General features: G+C 38.1%; 16 protein-coding genes. 15 read left to right on the plus strand and 1 reads right to left on the minus strand.

Annotated elements, in window-relative coordinates:
- Positions 1-24 precede the first annotated feature (24 nt).
- From secA to EVJ47_06875, 10 genes are all read left to right on the plus strand, one after another.
- On the plus strand, positions 25-2,670 hold the full coding sequence (secA, locus tag EVJ47_06830) for a preprotein translocase subunit SecA (protein RZD14373.1): 2,646 nt from the start codon (positions 25-27) through the stop codon (positions 2,668-2,670).
- Complete coding sequence (gene argJ / locus EVJ47_06835) at positions 2,609-3,844, plus strand: bifunctional glutamate N-acetyltransferase/amino-acid acetyltransferase ArgJ (GenBank protein RZD14374.1); 1,236 nt, start codon at positions 2,609-2,611, stop codon at positions 3,842-3,844. The genes secA and argJ overlap by 62 nt, the downstream gene beginning before the upstream one ends.
- Before the next feature lie 17 nt (positions 3,845-3,861).
- A complete protein-coding gene (locus EVJ47_06840) occupies positions 3,862-4,569 on the plus strand; it encodes a polysaccharide deacetylase family protein (protein ID RZD14375.1) in 708 nt (235 codons plus the stop codon).
- A gap of 141 nt (positions 4,570-4,710) precedes the next feature.
- Positions 4,711-5,529 carry a 30S ribosomal protein S2 gene (gene rpsB / locus EVJ47_06845; protein RZD14376.1) on the plus strand — a complete coding sequence of 273 codons (819 nt, stop codon included), beginning with the start codon at positions 4,711-4,713 and terminating at the stop codon, positions 5,527-5,529.
- A gap of 119 nt (positions 5,530-5,648) precedes the next feature.
- The gene (locus tag EVJ47_06850) at positions 5,649-6,203 is read left to right on the plus strand and encodes an elongation factor Ts (protein RZD14417.1); all 555 of its coding nucleotides are present in this window, start codon (positions 5,649-5,651) and stop codon (positions 6,201-6,203) included.
- Position 6,204: 1 nt separating this feature from the next.
- Positions 6,205-6,930, plus strand: a complete 726-nt coding sequence (locus EVJ47_06855) for a UMP kinase (GenBank protein ID RZD14377.1) — start codon at positions 6,205-6,207, stop codon at positions 6,928-6,930.
- Between the two features lie 28 nt (positions 6,931-6,958).
- Positions 6,959-7,519 (plus strand): ribosome recycling factor, encoded by a 561-nt coding sequence (locus EVJ47_06860; GenBank protein RZD14378.1) that lies wholly within the window; start codon positions 6,959-6,961, stop codon positions 7,517-7,519.
- 11 nt (positions 7,520-7,530) lie between these two features.
- On the plus strand, positions 7,531-8,250 hold the full coding sequence (locus EVJ47_06865) for an isoprenyl transferase (GenBank protein RZD14379.1): 720 nt from the start codon (positions 7,531-7,533) through the stop codon (positions 8,248-8,250).
- Positions 8,216-9,058 carry a hypothetical protein gene (locus tag EVJ47_06870; GenBank protein RZD14380.1) on the plus strand — a complete coding sequence of 281 codons (843 nt, stop codon included), beginning with the start codon at positions 8,216-8,218 and terminating at the stop codon, positions 9,056-9,058. Before EVJ47_06865 ends, EVJ47_06870 begins: the two co-directional genes overlap by 35 nt.
- Positions 9,059-10,210 (plus strand): 1-deoxy-D-xylulose-5-phosphate reductoisomerase, encoded by a 1,152-nt coding sequence (locus tag EVJ47_06875; protein RZD14381.1) that lies wholly within the window; start codon positions 9,059-9,061, stop codon positions 10,208-10,210. It abuts the gene before it with no gap.
- On the opposite strand, the gene EVJ47_06880 is transcribed toward EVJ47_06875, so the two are convergent.
- Positions 10,197-10,568: a hypothetical protein gene (locus EVJ47_06880; protein ID RZD14382.1), complete on the minus strand. Its 372-nt coding sequence runs from the start codon at positions 10,566-10,568 to the stop codon at positions 10,197-10,199. The two genes, EVJ47_06875 and EVJ47_06880, sit on opposite strands and share 14 nt — an antisense overlap.
- Before the next feature lie 121 nt (positions 10,569-10,689).
- Between EVJ47_06880 and EVJ47_06885 the strand changes: the two genes are divergently transcribed.
- From EVJ47_06885 to EVJ47_06905, 5 genes are all read left to right on the plus strand, one after another.
- Positions 10,690-11,208: a gamma carbonic anhydrase family protein gene (locus EVJ47_06885; GenBank protein ID RZD14383.1), complete on the plus strand. Its 519-nt coding sequence runs from the start codon at positions 10,690-10,692 to the stop codon at positions 11,206-11,208.
- Positions 11,209-11,277: 69 nt separating this feature from the next.
- A complete protein-coding gene (locus EVJ47_06890; GenBank protein RZD14384.1) occupies positions 11,278-12,201 on the plus strand; it encodes a Ppx/GppA family phosphatase in 924 nt (307 codons plus the stop codon).
- A gap of 70 nt (positions 12,202-12,271) precedes the next feature.
- Positions 12,272-13,729: an IMP dehydrogenase gene (gene guaB, locus EVJ47_06895; protein ID RZD14385.1), complete on the plus strand. Its 1,458-nt coding sequence runs from the start codon at positions 12,272-12,274 to the stop codon at positions 13,727-13,729.
- Between the two features lie 6 nt (positions 13,730-13,735).
- On the plus strand, positions 13,736-15,280 hold the full coding sequence (gene guaA, locus EVJ47_06900; protein RZD14386.1) for a glutamine-hydrolyzing GMP synthase: 1,545 nt from the start codon (positions 13,736-13,738) through the stop codon (positions 15,278-15,280).
- A 7-nt stretch (positions 15,281-15,287) separates the two neighbouring features.
- Positions 15,288-19,106, plus strand: a complete 3,819-nt coding sequence (locus EVJ47_06905; GenBank protein ID RZD14387.1) for a DNA polymerase III subunit alpha — start codon at positions 15,288-15,290, stop codon at positions 19,104-19,106.

A 19,106-nucleotide genomic window follows, 5' to 3' on the forward strand; every position in this document is an offset into this window, starting at 1 on the left:
ATAAAATTCACGGAGCAGGATAAAGTGGCGATTAAGTTATTAAAAAGTATTTTTGGAACAAGCAATCAAAGAGAGATTTCAAAATTAAAACATGTATTAGAAAAGATTAATTCCTTAGAGGTCAAATATTCGGGTTTTACAGATGAGGAGCTTAAAGGAATGAGCTTTAAGTTTAAAGAGGAACTTAAGGGGCTTTCAAAAGATAAGCAGGATAAAACATTAGAAGAAATTTTACCAGAAACCTTTGCCGTTGCAAGGGAAGGTGCTAAAAGGGCGTTAAATATGCGTCCGTTTGATGTTCAGCTTATCGGGGGAATGGTGCTGCATTCGGGTAAAATAGCCGAGATGGCAACGGGGGAGGGTAAAACGCTCGTAGCCGTTCTTCCCGTTTATCTTAACAGTTTAACGGGAAGAGGTGTTCATGTCATAACGGTTAACGACTATCTTGCCAAGAGGGATTCGGAGTGGATGGGCAAGGCTTATAATCTTTTGGGTCTTTCCGTAGGCGTAATAACGAATGATTTAGACGACGACGGTAGAAAAAAAGCTTATAATTGCGATGTGACTTACGGTACTAATAACGAATTCGGTTTTGATTATTTAAGGGATAACATGAAGTTTTCTTTAGATGACTATGTTCAGAGAGAGCTTAATTATGCGATTATAGATGAGGTTGACTCGGTATTAATCGATGAAGCAAGGACCCCGCTTATAATTTCCGGCGAATCCGACGAAGCTACCGAATTATATTATAAAGCCGATAGGGCTGTCCTGCATTTACATAAGGATGCCGATTATACCGTCGATGAAAAGTTAAAAACCGCGATTTTAACAGAAGAAGGGATAGAGCGCGTCGAAAAGGAATTGGATATAAAAAATATTTACGATCCGAGGCACCTTGATGCCCTTCACTCCATAAATCAAGCTTTGCGGGCACACGCATGTTACTTTAGGGATGTAGATTATTTAGTTCAGGATAACTCGGTTGTCATAGTCGATGAATTTACTGGCCGCCTTATGAACGGAAGGCGCTACGGGGAAGGGCTTCATCAGGCGCTGGAAGCTAAAGAACGCCTTAAAGTCGAGGGTGAAAATCAGACTCTTGCCACTATCACCTTTCAAAATTTTTTCAGGATGTATAATAAGCTCGCGGGAATGACGGGAACGGCGGATACCGAAGCCGAAGAATTCAAAAAGATATACAATTTGGATGTCGTTGTTATTCCAACCAATAAGCCTATGATCAGGCAGGATTATACCGATCTGGTTTTTGCCACGGAGGCCGAAAAATTTGACGCCGTTTCGGAAGAAATTATAGAAAATTATAAAAAGGGTCAGCCGGTTCTTGTTGGAACGGTTTCCGTCGAGAAATCCGAAAGGCTCAGCGCCATTTTAAAGAAAAAGGGTATCCCTCATTCCGTTCTAAATGCAAAAAACCATGCAAAAGAGGCGCACATTATTGCCCAGGCCGGCCAAAAAAAATCTGTGACAATTTCAACAAATATGGCGGGCAGGGGAACCGACATTGTCCTGGGCGACGGGGTGGTGGAATTAGGCGGCCTGCATGTCATAGGAACGGAAAGACATGAAGCGAGGCGGATAGATAATCAGCTCAGAGGCAGGTCCGGCAGGCAGGGCGATGTCGGCTCTTCAAGGTTTTATGTTTCGCTTGAAGACGACCTTATGAGGATATTCGGTTCCGAAAGGCTTGCCCCGTTTCTTGAAAGGTTAGGATTAAAGGATGGACAGGCAATCGAACACAAGATGATTTCAAAGGCTATAGAAAACGCTCAAAAAAAGGTTGAAGGACATAACTTCGATATAAGAAAAAATCTTATAGACTACGATAATGTTATGAATAAGCAAAGGGAGCTAATTTATGCTTACAGAAAAAGGATACTCCATACCTTTAATCTTGACGAGATTTATGACGAGATAATATTTGACATTAAATCCTTAGTAGAATCATATTTTGAAAGTTATATTCCCGAAAAGTCTCACAGTGAAAATTGGGATATAGACGGGCTCGTAGATGTTATTAAAGTTAATTTAGATGTGGATATTCCCTCATTGCTTGCCGGGGTTCCAGAACTAAATATTCGGGATTCTAAAGATAAGGATAAAGAAGCGGCGAAAACGGCTTTGACGGAGAGGTTTAAAAGGCTCGGCAGGGATGAATTGCTAAATAATATTACAGAGCTGATTAAAAAGCAAATCGATTTAAAAATTTCCGGATTTCCGGAAGAGGAAAGGGTAAACATAATTAAAGCATTATATTTGCAGACGGTTGACAGCCTCTGGAAAGATGCCTTAACATCCTTAGAGAGCTTGAAGGAAGGCATCGGGCTCAGGGGATATGCACAGGTAAACCCGTTAATCGAATATCAAAAAGAGGCATATGGATTATTTATTAATATGCAATTCAGAATGAAGGAAGAAGCTATAAATTCTATTATGACCGTCCAACTGGAAGAAAATTTGGCGGCAGGGGATCTTTTTGCCGGAGCAGGGCTTTACGGCGGCAACTTGATTTTATCGCATGACGGAATACTTCCCGAAAATGAAACAGGACAAAAGCCTATTGTAAAACCTAAAAAGATTGGAAGAAATGAACCATGTCCATGCGGAAGCGGGAAAAAATATAAAAATTGCCATGGAAAAAATCAATAATTTTTTATTTTCGGGTAAATCCTGCGGGTTAAAAAAGAATGGGGGTTTGGATGTCGGATTAATGGTATCTAAAATTCCTTTGAGGGTGAGCGCGGTTTTTACAAAAAACAAAATAAAAGCGGCGCCCGTTATTATTTCAAAAAACCATTCCAAAAATATTATTAATGCGCTGATTGTAAATTCCGGAAACGCAAATGCATGCAACGGCAAATATGGGATATTGGATGCCCGCAGGGTTACAAAAGCAGTTTCTAAAGAACTCGGGTTTATGGAAAATAATATTTTTGTGTGTTCTACCGGCGTGATCGGGGAAAGGCTTAATGCTTCACTGATAGAAAATGCGGTGCCGGAATTGGCTAAATCGGCAAGTTCCGATAAACTTGAGGATTTTGCAAAATCCATAATGACGACAGACACCTTTTTTAAGACGGCATCCAAAGATGTTTTATTAGACGGCGTAAAGTATAAAATAACCGGAACGGCAAAAGGCTCGGGTATGATAATGCCGAATATGGCAACGATGCTCGCATTTATTTTTACCGATATTCCGATTAAGAAGGAATTGGCAGATGTTATGTTTAAAAAGTGTGTCGAAACCTCTTTTAATTCCATTACCGTTGACGGAGACACTTCGACAAACGACACAGCCGCGTTTTTTTATCCCGATGCGGAGCAGGGTTCCCATAAATTTTTAATTAAAAAATCGGATGCGAATTACCTGTTAGTGAAAAAAGCCCTTAGCGGGATATGTTTTGAACTGGCAAAAATGATTGTGAAAGACGGGGAAGGAGCGACTAAGCTCATAACGATTACCGTATCGAACGCTTATACCGAAACCGGGGCAAAAAAAGTTGCTTTTACCGTTGCAAATTCTCCTCTGTTTAAGACCATGATTACGGGAGAGGATTTAAATTGGGGGAGGATAATGGCGGCGATAGGAAGGTCTTCTGTCAAGATAAAGCCGAACGATGTCGATATTTATATAAACGATAAAATCATAGTCGAAAATTCCGCCGCATCTAAAGAACTAAACAAAAATATCGAAAAAACGGTTTTATCCCCGAAGGAAATAAATTTCAAAATAGACCTGAAATGCGGCAAGGCTTCCCGGACGGTTTTGACCTGCAATCTTACGAAGGAGTACATAGACATAAACGCTTCATATAGAAGTTAGCCCTCAAACTTAAATTTATGAAAATACCCGTTTTATATTACCATAAAATAGATTTTCCAAAAAAAAATGCGGTATATAAAGGATTATATGTAACTCCAAAGCAGTTTAAAAGGCAGATGGCTTTATTAAAAATCCTGGGTTATAGCGCCATAAAGCCTGAAGACCTTATATCTTTTATAAAAGGGCATAAACTTAGCGTAAAAAAACCTGTATTGATTACCTTCGACGACGGGTACGAAAATAACTTTATCAATGCTTATCCCATATTAAAAAATTTAGGCTTTACCTCTTTAATTTTTATCAGCACGGGATTTATCGGGAAAAAAAAATCCGTACCGGATGAGAGAGAAAGCGCTCCCGAAGATTTTTTAGATGAAAATGAGATTAAGTCGATGTATGATGGCGGATTTTCGATTGGTTCGCACGGCATCAACCATTATTATCTCGATAAATTAGACGAAGGCGTTTTGATAGACGAATTAACCTTTTCAAAGGCTTATTTAGAAAACCTGTTAAAAACAGACATAAATTTTTTTTCATATCCGTTCGGGGCTTATAATGCTAATGTCATGAGGGCAATTAAAAAGGCGGGTTATTCAGGAGCATTTACGACGGCAAAAGGCAAGGTCGCCGCCGGGGATAACTCTTATGAATTAAAAAGGATAGCCGTTAATGGGTATAACACTATTTTTAATTTTCTTTATAAAATAATTTTCTTGCAATAAAAATGTAAAAATGATAAAAAGTTAAATTTAGTATTTGTAATGTTCGCGTTTTTTATTTTAAATTAACCAAAATCGTACCCGTCTGTCAATGGTGCTTGTTTAACTTACAGGCGGGGAGAAAAAAGCACTTAAGGAGAAGAAATGCCATTTAATGTTACAATTAAGCAGTTATTAGAAGCAGGGGTTCATTTTGGACATCAAACGAAAAGATGGAATCCAAAGATGAGACCTTATATTTACGGGTCAAGAAATGGGATACATATCGTTGACCTTCAAAAATCTATTTCTTATTTTCAATCGGCATACAATAAGTTGCTGGAAATCGCGCAAGACGGAGGGACGATTCTTTTTATCGGCACAAAAAAGCAGGCAAATCCTATCGTTGCAGAAGAAGCAAAAAGGTGCAATATGCCTTATGTTAATGAGAGGTGGCTCGGGGGCATGCTTACTAATTTTGCCACCATTAAGCTTTCCATCCAAAGATTAAAAGAACTTGAAGGACTTAAAGAATCGGAAGAATTTGCTAAATTTACAAAAAAAGAAATGTCAAAGATGGATAAAGAGATTTTAAAACTTCAAAAAATTCTTAACGGAATTAGAGATGTTGAGAAAATTCCCGATGCCGTTTTTATCGTAGATATTCACCATGAAATAATTGCGGCTAAAGAAGCAAAGAGACTTAATGTTCCAATTATAGGCGTTGCGGATACAAATGCCGATCCAGCGCTTGCCGACTATTTAATACCTGGAAACGACGATGCTATCAGAGCGATTAAACTCGTTTTGAGTACAATGGCTGATGCGGTCATAGAAGGGAGAAAAATTTACGAAGAAAGATTCAGCAAAGGGAAAACAAGCGAAAATATGGCAGAGGGTATTAGCGAAGAAACATTTGCGGTACCAGGCGCAGCGGATGAAGGCACAAATTCCGGCAACGAAGATGCGGATGTTTCCATCTAAATCAAAACATAATTATGCTTAATAAAGGTTTAATTTTTAAAGTTAAAAGTTAAGAAGGGGGGAGATAATTGGAAAAATCATCAAACATCGATGCAGGGCTGGTTAAAGACTTGCGTTCAATGACAGGCGCCGGTTTTGTTGACTGCAAAAATGCTCTTATAGAAACTAACGGAAATATCGATAAAGCGGTTGACATATTGAGAAAAAAGGGGCTTGCAAAGGCGCAAAAAAAGGCTAACAGGGAGGCTAAAGAGGGGTTAATTTACTCTTATATCCATGCCGGAGGAAGAATCGGCGTTCTGTTGGAAATTAATTGCGAGACCGATTTTGTCGCAAGGACTTCCGAGTTTCAAGAGCTTGCTAAAAACATTGCGATGCACATAGCCGCTTCAAATCCCCTTTATATAAAAAGAGAACTTGTTTCACCCGAACTCATATCAAAGGAAAGGGAGATATACAAAGAGCAGCTTACCGCAATGGATAAACCGCAAGCCGTTAAAGAAAAGATAGTGGACGGGAAACTCGAAAAATATTATCAGGATGTTTGTTTATTGGAACAGCCCTTTATAAAAGACCCTTCAAAAAACATTGCCGAAATAATAGATAACGAAGTGGCAAAATTGGGAGAAAATATAGTTTTAAAAAGATTTGTAAGATACCAGTTAGGGGAATGAAGTGGGCGGATTCCGGTACAAAAGAATATTACTTAAAGTTAGCGGAGAGGCTTTAGCCGGCGGGAATAAGTGCGGTATCGACCCCGCCGTTATCAATTTTGTTTCCAACGAAATAAAATCGGTGGTAGATTTGGGCGTTGAGGTAGCTATCGTTATCGGCGGCGGCAACATATTCAGGGGGTTTGGCTCGTCGTCAAAAGGCCTTGGCATAGAGAGATCCTCCGCCGATTATATGGGCATGCTTGCAACGGTTATAAATGCGCTGGCATTACAGGCAAGTTTAGAAGATAAAGGGGTTATATCAAGGGTTCAGACGGCTATCGCTATGCAGCAGGTCGCAGAACCTTACATCAGGCGAAGAGCATTAAGGCATTTGGAAAAAAAGAGGGTCGTCATATTTGCCGCAGGAACCGGAAACCCTTATTTTACGACAGATACCGCCGCTTCTCTCAGGGCAATGGAAATACATGCCGATGTGATACTTAAAGCAACCAGAATAGACGGGGTTTATAGCGACGACCCGTTTTTAAACAAAGATGCGACAAAATATAATAAACTTTCATATATCGATGTATTAAACAAAAATTTAAAGGTAATGGATTCTACATCCATTTCCATGTGCATGGATAATATGCTTCCCATAGTAGTTTTTAATCTGCTGATTCCTGGCAATTTATTAAAGGTTGCTCAGGGTGAACCTATCGGAACCATAATTACAAATCCTTAACTTTTAGCTTTAAATTTAAGGTGAAATCATGAATGAAACAGAGATAGTAAATGAAATAAAAACAAAGATGACCCATGCCATTTCGAGTTATAAAAGCGAATTATCGAGGATTAGAACGGGCAGGGCATCCACAGGGCTCATAGATAGCATCAATGTCGAATATTACGGCTCTGTTTCACCGCTTATAAGGCTCGCCTCTATCTCCATTCCTGATAGCAAGACCATAATGATAAATCCATGGGATATTAATTCGCTTGCAGCCATAGAAAAGGCAATACAAAAATACGACCCATCGCTAAATCCGTCAAATGACGGTAAAAGCATAAGTATTATAATACCTCAATTAACAGAAGAAAGGCGAAAGGAAATAATAAAGCAATTAAATAAACTTGCCGAGTCTATAAAGCAGGAGATAAGAAATCACAGACGGACTTTTAACGAAAGGATAAAGGCGTCTGAAAAGTCAAAAGAAATATCGGAGGATATGTCTGCCAGATTTCAAAAAAGGATTCAGGAATTAACCGATGGTTTTGTTAAAGAGGTGGATGAAATAACAAAGCACAAAGAAAAGGAAATAATGGCGGTTTAAAATTTCTTGAAATGGTTAAAAAAATAGATTTTAAAAATATTCCAAACCATCTTGCCATTATTATGGATGGAAATGGAAGGTGGGCAAAAAAAAGAAACTTAGACAGGATAAACGGGCATATAGAAGGAATAAAATCTTTAAGAGCCGTTACTTCAGCCGTAATGGAATACGGAATTAAATATCTTACCGTTTACGCTTTTTCCTCCGAAAATTGGCAAAGACCGAAAACAGAAGTAGATTCCTTAATGCTCCTATTGGACGAATACCTTAACATGGAACTTCCGTTTCTTATAAAAAATAAAATCAGGCTTAATTTTATAGGCAATATAGAAAGGATTCCCGAAAGCTCGAAAAAAACGCTTTTAAGAGTTATCGATAAGACAAAAGAATGCGACAATTTATATTTAACCCTTGCGTTAAGCTACGGCTCCAGAGAAGAGATATTGGCGGCCGCGGTTAGAATGGCCAAGGATATGAAAAACGGTAAAATTAAAATAGAAGACGCGGATGAAAATCTTTTTTCATCTTATCTGTATTCTAAAGATATGCCAAATCCGGATTTTCTTATTCGAACAAGCGGAGAAAAAAGGGTATCCAACTTCATGCTTTATCAGATTGCTTATGCCGAAATCTACTTTACAAAGACTTTATGGCCTGATTTTGGCAGGAAAGAATTAATCAGGGCATTAAAAAATTATGAAAAGAGAGTCAGAAGATTTGGAAAAACTTAAGTTCGATTTTAAGAGGTTTATATTCGGCATTCTTTTCGGCTTCGTTATAATCCTTTCTATATTTTTGTTTAATAAACTTGAATTTTTCTTTATCTGCGTTATTTTAATAACATTGTCGGTTTACGAGTTATTTTTGATATTTGACTTAAACGAGTATAAATATTTTATTCTCCCCGAAATTATTTCTATTTTAATTGCCTTTGCTTTTGTTTTTTTAAGCCCGTCCGTATTTGCTTTTGCGGTACTTTTGTCCATTTTTTTGATTCTTTTTAAAAATGTCCTTTTTTTTAAAAATGATGGCGGCAAAAGCATATTCTTAGATGTATTTTCTATTTTTTACACTGGTTTTTTTATTTCCTATTTATTAAAAATATTCGATATGAATAACGGGAGATTATTGCTAATACTCCTGTTTATTTTAGTTTGGGCGTCCGATATATTTGCGTATTACGGCGGAAGGCATTTTGGAAGGCACAGGTTGTTTTTTTCGTTAAGTCCTAAAAAAACGGTAGAAGGCGCTTTAATCGGACTTTTCCTCGCTATATTAACCGCTCTTGTATTCAGAATTTTTGTAACGGACTACAGGATGTTTACCCTTTTTTCATTTATTGCCGTATCCGCCTTAACGGTAATTTTTGGAATGATCGGCGACTTAACGGAATCTTTAATAAAAAGGGTTGGCGGAAAAAAAGATTCGGGATTTTTAATTCCCGGCCATGGCGGGATTTTGGACAGAATTGACAGCCTGATATTGGCCGCCCCATTTTTTTATTATATCACGCTGTTTTTTTTAAACCATAAAAATTAAATGAAAAATATATTTATTGCAGGGTCCACAGGGTCGATAGGGAAAAGCGCGGTTGAAGTAGCGCTTTCATACCCGGAAAAATTGTCGGTAAAAGCCATAGCTGCAGGGCATTTTACCGGGGAATTAAAGGGACAGATTATTAAGTTAAACCCGTCATATTGCATTCTTTCCTTAAAGGCCGAAATGGATAAGGCAAAATCGGAAATAAGCAATCTGCCTGATATTAAAACTAAATTTCTTTACGGCGAAGACAGTTTTAAAGAATTGGTATTTAATGAAGATATTGATGTTATTTTAAATGCGATTAGCGGTTCTTCCGGGCTTATGCTTTCATACGGAAGCGTGAAAGCGGGTAAAAACTTAGCCCTTGCAAACAAAGAATCTATGGTTATGGCAGGGGATATTTTAAATAGAATTGCAAAATTTAATAAGGCAGATATAATCCCGGTTGATTCTGAACACTCCGCTTTATTTCAGTGTTTGAATTGCGGTAATAAGTCCGATTTAAAGAAATTAATTCTTACCGCTTCCGGCGGTCCTTTTTATGATTTACCGAAAGAAGCGTTATGCGGCGTTACAAAAGATATGGCGTTAAACCATCCAAAATGGAAAATGGGCAAAAAGATAACGATAGATTCCTCCACCCTTGCAAATAAAGGCCTTGAGGTAATAGAAGCCCATTATTTATTCGGCGTTGACGAAAAAGACATCGATGTCTTAATACATCCGCAGGCTATAGTTCATTCTATGGCGGAGTTTATGGACGGTTCAATTATGGCTCAAATGGCGCAAGCCGATATGAAGGGACCAATAGGCTACGCTCTTTCTTATCCGGATCGTTTTCATGGTTTAATGAAGCCGCTCAGCCTTTCCCAAATTGGAAGACTTGAGTTTTTTGAACCGGATACGCTGAAATTTCCCCTCTTAAATATTGCAAGAGAGGCTTTAAGGGCTGGAAAAAGCATGCCTGCCGTTTTTTGCGAGGCTAATGAATTTTTTGTAAATTCCTTTCTGCGTAACGAGATTTCTTTTACCGATATAGCATCTAATGTTCAAAAGGTCATGGAAAGGCACAGTCCTTTCGATATTAATGAAATAGAAGATGTTCTCGAGGCAAAAAAACAGGCGTTTATGATGTCTAAAACTCTTTGAATTCAAGATTGATTAATCTTTTTATAAGTTTTGAAGCCTCATTATATTTAACATCAAAAGGTACATCTATAATAATTAAATCTATTAATTTTAAAATTCCCTTTTTTAAATAAGTGTTTACCTTTTGTTTTATCATGAAATCCGATAAATTGTGTATTTTTTCTTCCCCGATAGAGGGCGACGGACCTAATTTTTCCTGCTCTTTATACAGCGAAAGAATATCTAAGAGCACCGACCTTAATGTATAAATCATAAAGGGATCCGTCTCCATATTTACAAGAAGTTCCGGTAAAACCGAAACTATATTTTCTTCCGACAAATCCTTATTTAAAATATCCTTAATTTTATTTAATTCCATCGTAAAATTTTTTCCAATTTTAATATATTTGTTATATAATAGCACAGATAACAACATAATTTAAATACCTAAAATATCTGCAAATTAAATAAATATGCAATATATTACAGGGAGCGCTTTTATGATAATATTGCCTTATTTAGGTAAGTATCCTAAGATTAACGAAACGGTTTATTTATGTGACAACACGGTCATTATAGGAGATGTCGAGATAGAAAATGGGTCAAGCGTATGGTTTGGGGCGGTTATAAGAGGGGATGTGAATTACATAAGAATCGGCAAAAATACCAATATTCAGGATAATAGCGTTCTTCATGTGCAGCACGACACGGGTCCGCTTATAATAGGAAACGGCGTCACGGTGGGACACAATGCTAATCTCCACGGCTGCAAGATTGGAGATAACTGCCTTATCGGTATCGGGGCGATAGTTTTAACAGGCGCCCGTGTCGGGAAAAATTGCATAATCGCCGCAGGGGCGGTTGTAAAGGAAAATGCCGTTATTCAGGATGGCTCTTTAGTTGCAGGTGTTCCCGGGTCGGTAAAAAAAAGTCTTGGCGAAATCGAAATAAGCTCTATTAAGGAATCGGCAAATAATTATATAAAGTATGTTAAAAACTTTAGAAGGGGGGTAATTTAATTTGGAGGAGGGTAAGGCATTTTGTATATTCGTAAAACAGGGTTTGGAACGAGGGAAGGTAGGTAAGTAATGCTTGCTTCTATTGATATCGGAACAAATACGATACGATGCCTGATTGTTTCTTCGGATAAAGATGTTTTAACCCCTGAATATGTGGATATGAAAATAATCAGATTGGGTGAAAACTTTACAAAAGAGAGAATTATCACAGAGGCTTCTATTTTAAGATTAAAAGATGCTTTAAATTATTACGCCGAAAAGCTTAAAAGATTTGGAATTAAACCGGATAAAGTTGCTATTACAGGCACAAGCGTTTTGAGAGACGCTCCCAACAGCGCGGAAATATTAGAAAGTATTTATAAAGAATTTGGATTAAATATCCGTATTCTTAGCGGAGACAAAGAGGCGTCCGTGACGCTTGCGGGGATCGCTTCATGCTTTAAAGATTTAAAGGAATTTTATGCGCTGGATATCGGCGGCGGTTCCACGGAATATTCCTGTTTCAAAAGCGGGCAGCCTTTCTGGAAATATAGCTTGAATATGGGGGTTGTTCATTTAACGGAAGAAATAGTGAAATCAGACCCTGTATCTGCCCATGATTTGTTAAAAATGGAAAAAGAGATAGATAATAGCCTTAATTCATTAAAACAAAAGATACTTAAAAGCGGTTATAAATTTGAGCCTTTAAATTTGCTCGGAACAGCCGGAACAGCGACGACCCTTGCTATGGTCGATCTGGAATTAAAAGGTTATGACAGGCTTAAAGTGCACGGCTATGTTTTAAAAAAAGAAAATGTCCTAAAGATTTACAAAAAATTTATAGAAAAAAAGGCATATGAAAGACTTAATATAACGGGAGTTGAAAGCGGAAGAGAGGACCTTGTTTTAGCAGGAACCGCTATAATGCTAAAAAGTATGGATTTTTTTGAAGCGGATAAGCTTACCGTTTCGGAATGCGGGTTATTGGAAGGGCTTATAGCGGCGGATATATAATAAATAAATTAAATCATTAAGGATGTTGAGCCGGCTGTATGCCCGGGATTATTAAAAAGGGGGAAGTAAAATGAAGGAGATTATTAAAGAAGCGTTAAGTTTTGACGATGTTCTCATAGTTCCCGATTACTCCGATATTCTTCCAAAAGATGTCGATTTAACAACCAAATTTTCAAGAAATATAAATTTAAACATTCCATTGGTCAGCGCGGCAATGGACACGGTTACAGAAGCAAAAACCGCAATTTCTCTGGCTCGCGAAGGCGGAATCGGTGTAATTCATAAAAATTTAACGGTAGAAGAGCAAAAGATCGAGGTCGATAAGGTAAAAAAATCCGAAAGCGGGATGATTACCAACCCTGTGACGGTTAATCCCGATGATAAAATATCTCATGCCCTCGACCTTATGAAAAAATATATGATTTCGGGCGTTCCGGTAATAAAAGGAACTAAACTCGTCGGAATACTTACGAATAGAGATTTAAGATTTGCCGTAAATTTAGGCGAAAAGATAGATAAGGTGATGACAAAAGAAAACCTTGTTACTGTACCCGTGGGAACTACATTAGAAGAAGCAAAAAAAACCCTGCATGAAAAAAAGATAGAAAAATTACTTGTTGTGGATAAAGATTACAATTTAAAGGGTTTGATAACGATTAAAGATATAGAAAAAATTAAAAAATATCCCAATTCGTGCAAAGATTCGCTTGGAAGGCTCAGGGTTGCCGCAGCCGTCGGTATTTCCAAAGACACGGAAGAAAGGGTTAGCGCGCTGACAAAAACCGAAGTAGATGCAATCGTTATAGATACCGCTCACGGGTATTCCAAAGGTGTTATAGAAATGGTAAAATATTTAAAAAGGCATTATAATCTGGATATTATTGCGGGAAATATAGCCACGATTGATGCAGCGGAAGCCCTTGTTAAGGCAGGTGTTGACGCCGTGAAGGTTGGAATAGGCCCCGGTTCCATTTGCACCACAAGGGTTGTTGCGGGGGTCGGCGTCCCTCAGCTATCCGCAATAATGGATTGCTCAGAGGTTTATAATAAATATGGCGTTCCCGTAATATCGGACGGGGGCATTAAATTTTCCGGCGATATCCCAAAGGCTATTGCTGCGGGGGCCAGCAGCGTGATGATAGGAAACCTTTTTGCGGGAACAGAAGAAAGTCCCGGTGAAACGGTGATTTACCAGGGTAGAAGCTATAAGGTTTATAGAGGCATGGGTTCTCTGGGTGCAATGGTAAGCGGCTCAAAAGATAGATATTTTCAATCCCATATAAAAGAAGAATCAAAATTTGTCCCCGAAGGAATCGAGGGGAGAGTGCCGTATAGAGGGACGCTTTCTGAGGCGGTTAATCAGTTAATCGGCGGATTGCGGGCTGGAATGGGATATTGCGGCGTTCACTCTATAGAAGAACTTAGAACCAGAACAAGATTTATGAGGATAACTTCATCGGGTCTTAAAGAAAGCCATGTTCATGATGTCATAATTACAAGGGAAGCGCCCAATTACAGGCTCGATTAATTTAATATGGAAAAAGTATTTTCTAAAATTCTAATAATCGATTTTGGGTCTCAATATACCCAGCTTATCGCAAGAAAGATAAGGGAAAGCGAAGTATATTGCGAAATATATCCTTTTAATTCATCCTACAAAAAGATAAAGGATTTTAAGCCGGATGCAATTATACTTTCCGGCGGCCCGTCATCCGTTTATGACGGCGGCGCCCCTTTTATAACAAAGGAAATATTTAATATCGATGTTCCTTTTTTGGGGATTTGCTATGGTATGCAAATTATGGCGTATCTCCTTTCAGGGGAGGTTAAGCCCGCAAAAAATAGAGAATATGGACATTCAAAACTCGCTATAATAAAAGAAAGCAAGCTATTTAAGGGGTGTGAAAAATCAAGCCTTGTATGGATGAGCCACGGGGATATTATCGTAAAAACTCCGCCGGACTTTGTTGTAACCTCTCAAACCGAAAATTGTTCCGTTGCTTCATTCGAAAACAGCGAGAGAAAACTTTACGGACTTCAGTTTCATCCCGAGGTTGCGCATACCGCTTGCGGACGGAAAATATTAAATAATTTTCTATTTAATATCGCAAAAGTTAAAAAAACATGGAAGCTCGAAGATTTTATAGAGAATAAAGTGAGGGAGATTAAGAATCTTGCAGACGGTAAAAAAGCTATATGCGCCCTTTCGGGAGGAGTTGATTCCACCGTTGCCGCCGTTCTCGCAAATAAAGCCATAGGGGATAAACTCAGGTGTATATTTGTTGACAACGGTCTTTTAAGAGAAAACGAGGGAAAAGCCGTTATAAAGTTTTATAAAGAAAATTTAAAATTAAATGTAAAACTTGTAAATGCATCTAATTTATTCCTAAAAGCATTAAAAGGGGTTAAAGATCCTGAAAAGAAAAGAAAAATTATCGGAAAACTTTTTATAGAGATATTCGAAAAAGAGGCTAAAAAAATAGCGGATGCGGGTTTTCTTGTGCAGGGGACGCTGTATCCCGATGTTATCGAATCCGTCAGGGTATTCGGCGCTTCAAGCATTATTAAAAGTCATCATAATGTCGGCGGCCTTCCAAAAAAATTAAATTTAAAATTAATCGAGCCGCTAAGGGAATTATTTAAAGACGAGGTTCGCATAATAGGAAAGAATCTAAGAATTCCCGCGGAAATCATTAGCAGGCAGCCGTTTCCCGGTCCGGGACTTGCCATAAGGATAATCGGGGATGTCGATAAAAATAAACTTAACACATTAAGGCAAGCCGATGCCATTGTCACGGAAGAGATAAAAAAATCTGGATTAGAAGGTAAGGTTTGGCAGTCTTTCCCTGTGTTAATTCCGGTTAAAACAGTCGGCGTTATGGGGGACAAAAGAAGCTATGAATCCCTTATAGCGCTTCGGGCGGTGAGTTCGTCGGACGGTATGACGGCAGATTTTGTGAAATTGGATTACGATATTCTAAGGACGATTTCGGCGCGGATAATTTCTGAAGTAGAGGGAATAAACAGGGTGGTTTATGATATTACATCAAAACCGCCTTCGACAATAGAGTGGGAGTAATAATTTTATGGATAAATTCGTTCATCTCCATTTGCATTCGCATTACAGCCTTTTAGACGGCGCTATTAAAATCGACGATATTATAAGCAAGGCCATAGAGTTTAATATGTCCGCCGCGGCAATTACCGACCACGGGAATATGTTCGGCGCTATCGAGTTTTATGAAAAGGCATTAAAAAAATCCGTTAAACCCTTGATCGGATGCGAAATGTATGTTTCAAGATCGGATATGACGCTTAAAAATTCAAATGAAAAATTATATTATCATTTAATTTTACTTGCCAAAAATGAAGAAGGGTATCAAAATCTTTCGAGGCTTATATCAAAATCTTATACCGACGGCTTTTATTATAAACCGAGAATAGATAAAAATATTTTAAAAGAAAACCATAGCGGCTTAATTGCGTTATCCGCCTGTTTAAAGGGGGAAATACCTTATAATTTAATTCAAGGCAAAATGGATTTGGCAGAAAAGAACCTTCAATATTATTTGGATCTGTTTGGTGATGATTTTTATTTAGAAATGCAGATGCAGGGTATAGAAGAACAAAAAAGGGCAAATGCAGGAATAGTCGAATTATCCAAAAAATATGGCGTTCCGCTTGTGGCTACCAATGACTGCCATTATCTTTTGAAAGACGATTACGAAGCCCACGATGTTCTTTTATGTATTCAAACCGGAAAAACGGTAGAAGACAAAGACAGGATGAGATTTTCTACAAAGGATTTATATTTTAAATCACAGGAAGAAATGATAGATATATTTAGCGAGTATCCTGCCGAAGCCATTTCTAACACAAAAATAATAGAAAGCAAATGCAATTTTTCTTTTAAACTTAAAGAAGGACATCATTTTCCGCAGTTTATAATCAAAGCAAACAATGATGACGCGCTTAAGCCCTGCATATCTATACTTGATTTTTTTGAAAAAAAAGTAAAAGAAGGATTTCATGAAAGATTTATAAAGAATCCAACCGCAATGGCAAAAGAATCATACTTAAACAATGCGGAAGCCTATGAAAAAAGATTAGATATGGAGATAGAAGTTATTAAAAAATCTAATTTTGCAGGATATTTCTTAATAGTTTCCGATTTTATCAGGTATGCAAAGGATAACGATATTCCCGTTGGACCTGGAAGGGGTTCCGCCGCAGGGAGCCTTGCGGCATATTGTCTAAAAATTACGGACATAGATCCGATTCAATATGATTTAATGTTTGAAAGATTTCTTAATCCCGAACGAATCAGTATGCCCGATATAGATTCCGATTTTTGTATAAACGGGAGGGATGAAGTAATCAAATATGTTTCCAGAAAATATGGAGAGGAAAATGTCTCCCAAATAATTACATTTGGAACAATGCAGGCAAAAGCCGCCATAAGAGATACAGGGAGAGCGCTTAATATGCCTTATGCCGAGGTCGATAAAATAGCCAAGCTTGTTCCGAACACGCTTGGCATTACACTCGAAGAGGCTGTCAAAGAAGAGCCGAAACTTCAAAATTTAATAAATACCGATTTTAAAGTTAAAAAATTAATAGAGATAGCCAGAAGGCTTGAGGGGCTGGCAAGGCACGCCAGCACCCACGCCGCCGGCGTTGTAATATCCAATAAACCTATTCTTAATTTTATGCCTTTATATAAGGGTTCAAAGGAAACCGATGTTATAACGACTCAATATACGGGGCAAGATTTGGAAAAATTGGGATTTATCAAATTTGATTTTTTGGGTTTAAAAACTCTTACGGTAATGAATGAGGCTATTAAGCTTATAAACGGTAAAAAAACAGGGCAGTCCAATAAACATGAAGGCATGGAACATCCCGCCCCGCTTGCGTCCCCTGCCCCAATCAGGGAGGAGAACGATTTTAACATATATAATATAGATCTAAACGATCAAAAAACATATAAACTTTTATCTTCGGGAGACACCACTGGGGTATTTCAGCTTGAAAGTTCCGGCATGAAAGAGTTGATTAAAAAATTAGCCCCCGAATCGTTTGAGGATTTAATCCCTCTTGTTGCTTTATACAGGCCAGGGCCGCTCGGGAGCGGGATGGTTGACGATTTTATCAATGCAAAGCACGGAAGGGTTAAAATACGCTATATCCATCCTTTATTAAAGGATATACTGAGCGATACTTACGGCGTGATACTCTATCAGGAGCAAATAATGAGAATAGCGACATCCCTTGCCGGATTTTCTATGGGAGAGGCGGATGTCCTAAGAAAGGGCGTCGGCAAGAAACAGGCCGAACTTATAAGCCAGATGAAAGACAAATTTATTAGCGGGTGTGAAAATAAGGGAATAGATAAAAACAAAGCGGAAAAGATTTTTTCGTTAATTACGAAGTTCGGCGAATACGGCTTTAATAAATCACATTCGACGGCTTACGCATATATCGCATATATGACTGCCTATTTGAAGGCAAATTATAAAGAGCATTTTACGGCAGCCCTTTTATCGAGCGAAATGTCCAATACCGATAAACTGGCAAAGATAATCAATGAAGCAAAATCAGGTTTCTATAGCTGTGATATATTACCTCCTTCGGTTAACTATTCGATGGAAAGATTTACGATCGTCAGCAGCAACGGTAACGGGCTTGCAATCAGGGTAGGACTGGGAGCCGTTAAAAATGTCGGCAAGTCCGCGATTGAATCCGTTTTGCAAATACGGCAAGAGGGTTTATTTAAAGACCTGCTCGATTTTTGTTCAAGGGTCGATACAAGAAAGGTGAACAAGAGAACGATAGAAAACTTAATAAAAAGCGGAGCTCTCGATATAAGCGGGGAATCCCGAAAATGGATGCTGAACAATCTCGAAAGCGTGATGGGAGAGGCTAATTTTCTGAGGGAAAAAAGAAACTCCGATCAGTTTGAACTCCCTCTTTTTTCGGGAGAAAATGTTGAAAATGGAGATGGGGACGGAGGCGCGGTTTTTAAGACGGAGGATAAGAAAGATGATAAAAAATCGGTGCTTGCTTATGAGAAAGAATCTTTAGGATTTTATCTTTCAGGACATCCTTTAGACGGATATGAGGAAAAAATTAAACTTATCGGCGAAGGTTCGGTTGCGGAGATTGTAAACAAATATTTAAGTTCGGGGGGGAAAACAAAAGATGAGGCATATGCAATCTGCGGGGTTATAAATCAGTTAAAGATTCACAAAACTAAAAATAATGAAAAAATGGCTTCATTTGTATTAAATGATAAAAATTTGAATGTTCAGGTTGTATTTTTCCCCAAAAATTACTTAAAATACGAAGACATTTTTGATACAAACGAACCGGTGGTTTTGACGGGAAGGATTGATTTCTCTGGATTAACGGCAAATAACAGCAACGAGAGAAACGGGATTGCCGCAGGGGTTTGGCTAAAGGACGATATAGACGGCAATTTTGACGAAGAAAATTATAAAGGCGCCGAAGGCCGGCGGACATCAAATGATAAAATAGACAATATAAGCGACGGGGATATAGAACTTAACATCAAAATTATCGGAGAAAAGATTGAGTTTTTGGATAGCTATAAAATTAAACAAAAGAACAATATCGATATACCAGTGGTAAAAACTAACGGGACGCAAGTCCAGCCATGCCCGCCGATATGCGTTATCGAAATAACCGAAAAAGAAATCCCGCATGATAACGATGCATTAAGGAATTTTTTGGCTGAGTTAAAAGATATGCTATATAATTCAAAAGGGAATAATAAGGTAATTTTGAAGGCGATGGGTTATGAGATTATTTTAAACGGTAATATTTCGGTCGATAAGGAATTGCTTAAATCTAAACCGTTATGCAGGTATTTGAATATTGCATAG

The organism is Candidatus Acidulodesulfobacterium ferriphilum (assembly GCA_004195035.1).
Classification (GTDB): domain Bacteria; phylum SZUA-79; class SZUA-79; order Acidulodesulfobacterales; family Acidulodesulfobacteraceae; genus Acidulodesulfobacterium; species Acidulodesulfobacterium ferriphilum.

Excerpts from the sequence above, each read along its gene's own strand:
- EVJ47_06875 (RZD14381.1), top strand. The coding sequence starts at position 9,059 with ATGAAAAATATATTTATTGCAGGGTCCACAGGGTCGATAGGGAAAAGC.
- guaB (RZD14385.1), top strand. The coding sequence starts at position 12,272 with ATGAAGGAGATTATTAAAGAAGCGTTAAGTTTTGACGATGTTCTCATA.
- EVJ47_06885 (RZD14383.1), top strand. The coding sequence starts at position 10,690 with ATGATAATATTGCCTTATTTAGGTAAGTATCCTAAGATTAACGAAACG.
- EVJ47_06890 (RZD14384.1), top strand. The coding sequence starts at position 11,278 with ATGCTTGCTTCTATTGATATCGGAACAAATACGATACGATGCCTGATT.
- guaA (RZD14386.1), top strand. The coding sequence starts at position 13,736 with ATGGAAAAAGTATTTTCTAAAATTCTAATAATCGATTTTGGGTCTCAA.
- EVJ47_06850 (RZD14417.1), top strand. The coding sequence starts at position 5,649 with ATGACAGGCGCCGGTTTTGTTGACTGCAAAAATGCTCTTATAGAAACT.
- EVJ47_06860 (RZD14378.1), top strand. The coding sequence starts at position 6,959 with ATGAATGAAACAGAGATAGTAAATGAAATAAAAACAAAGATGACCCAT.
- argJ (RZD14374.1), top strand. The coding sequence starts at position 2,609 with ATGAACCATGTCCATGCGGAAGCGGGAAAAAATATAAAAATTGCCATG.
- EVJ47_06840 (RZD14375.1), top strand. The coding sequence starts at position 3,862 with ATGAAAATACCCGTTTTATATTACCATAAAATAGATTTTCCAAAAAAA.
- EVJ47_06870 (RZD14380.1), top strand. The coding sequence starts at position 8,216 with ATGAAAAGAGAGTCAGAAGATTTGGAAAAACTTAAGTTCGATTTTAAG.
- EVJ47_06880 (RZD14382.1), bottom strand. The coding sequence starts at position 10,568 with ATGGAATTAAATAAAATTAAGGATATTTTAAATAAGGATTTGTCGGAA.
- EVJ47_06905 (RZD14387.1), top strand. The coding sequence starts at position 15,288 with ATGGATAAATTCGTTCATCTCCATTTGCATTCGCATTACAGCCTTTTA.
- EVJ47_06865 (RZD14379.1), top strand. The coding sequence starts at position 7,531 with ATGGTTAAAAAAATAGATTTTAAAAATATTCCAAACCATCTTGCCATT.
- rpsB (RZD14376.1), top strand. The coding sequence starts at position 4,711 with ATGCCATTTAATGTTACAATTAAGCAGTTATTAGAAGCAGGGGTTCAT.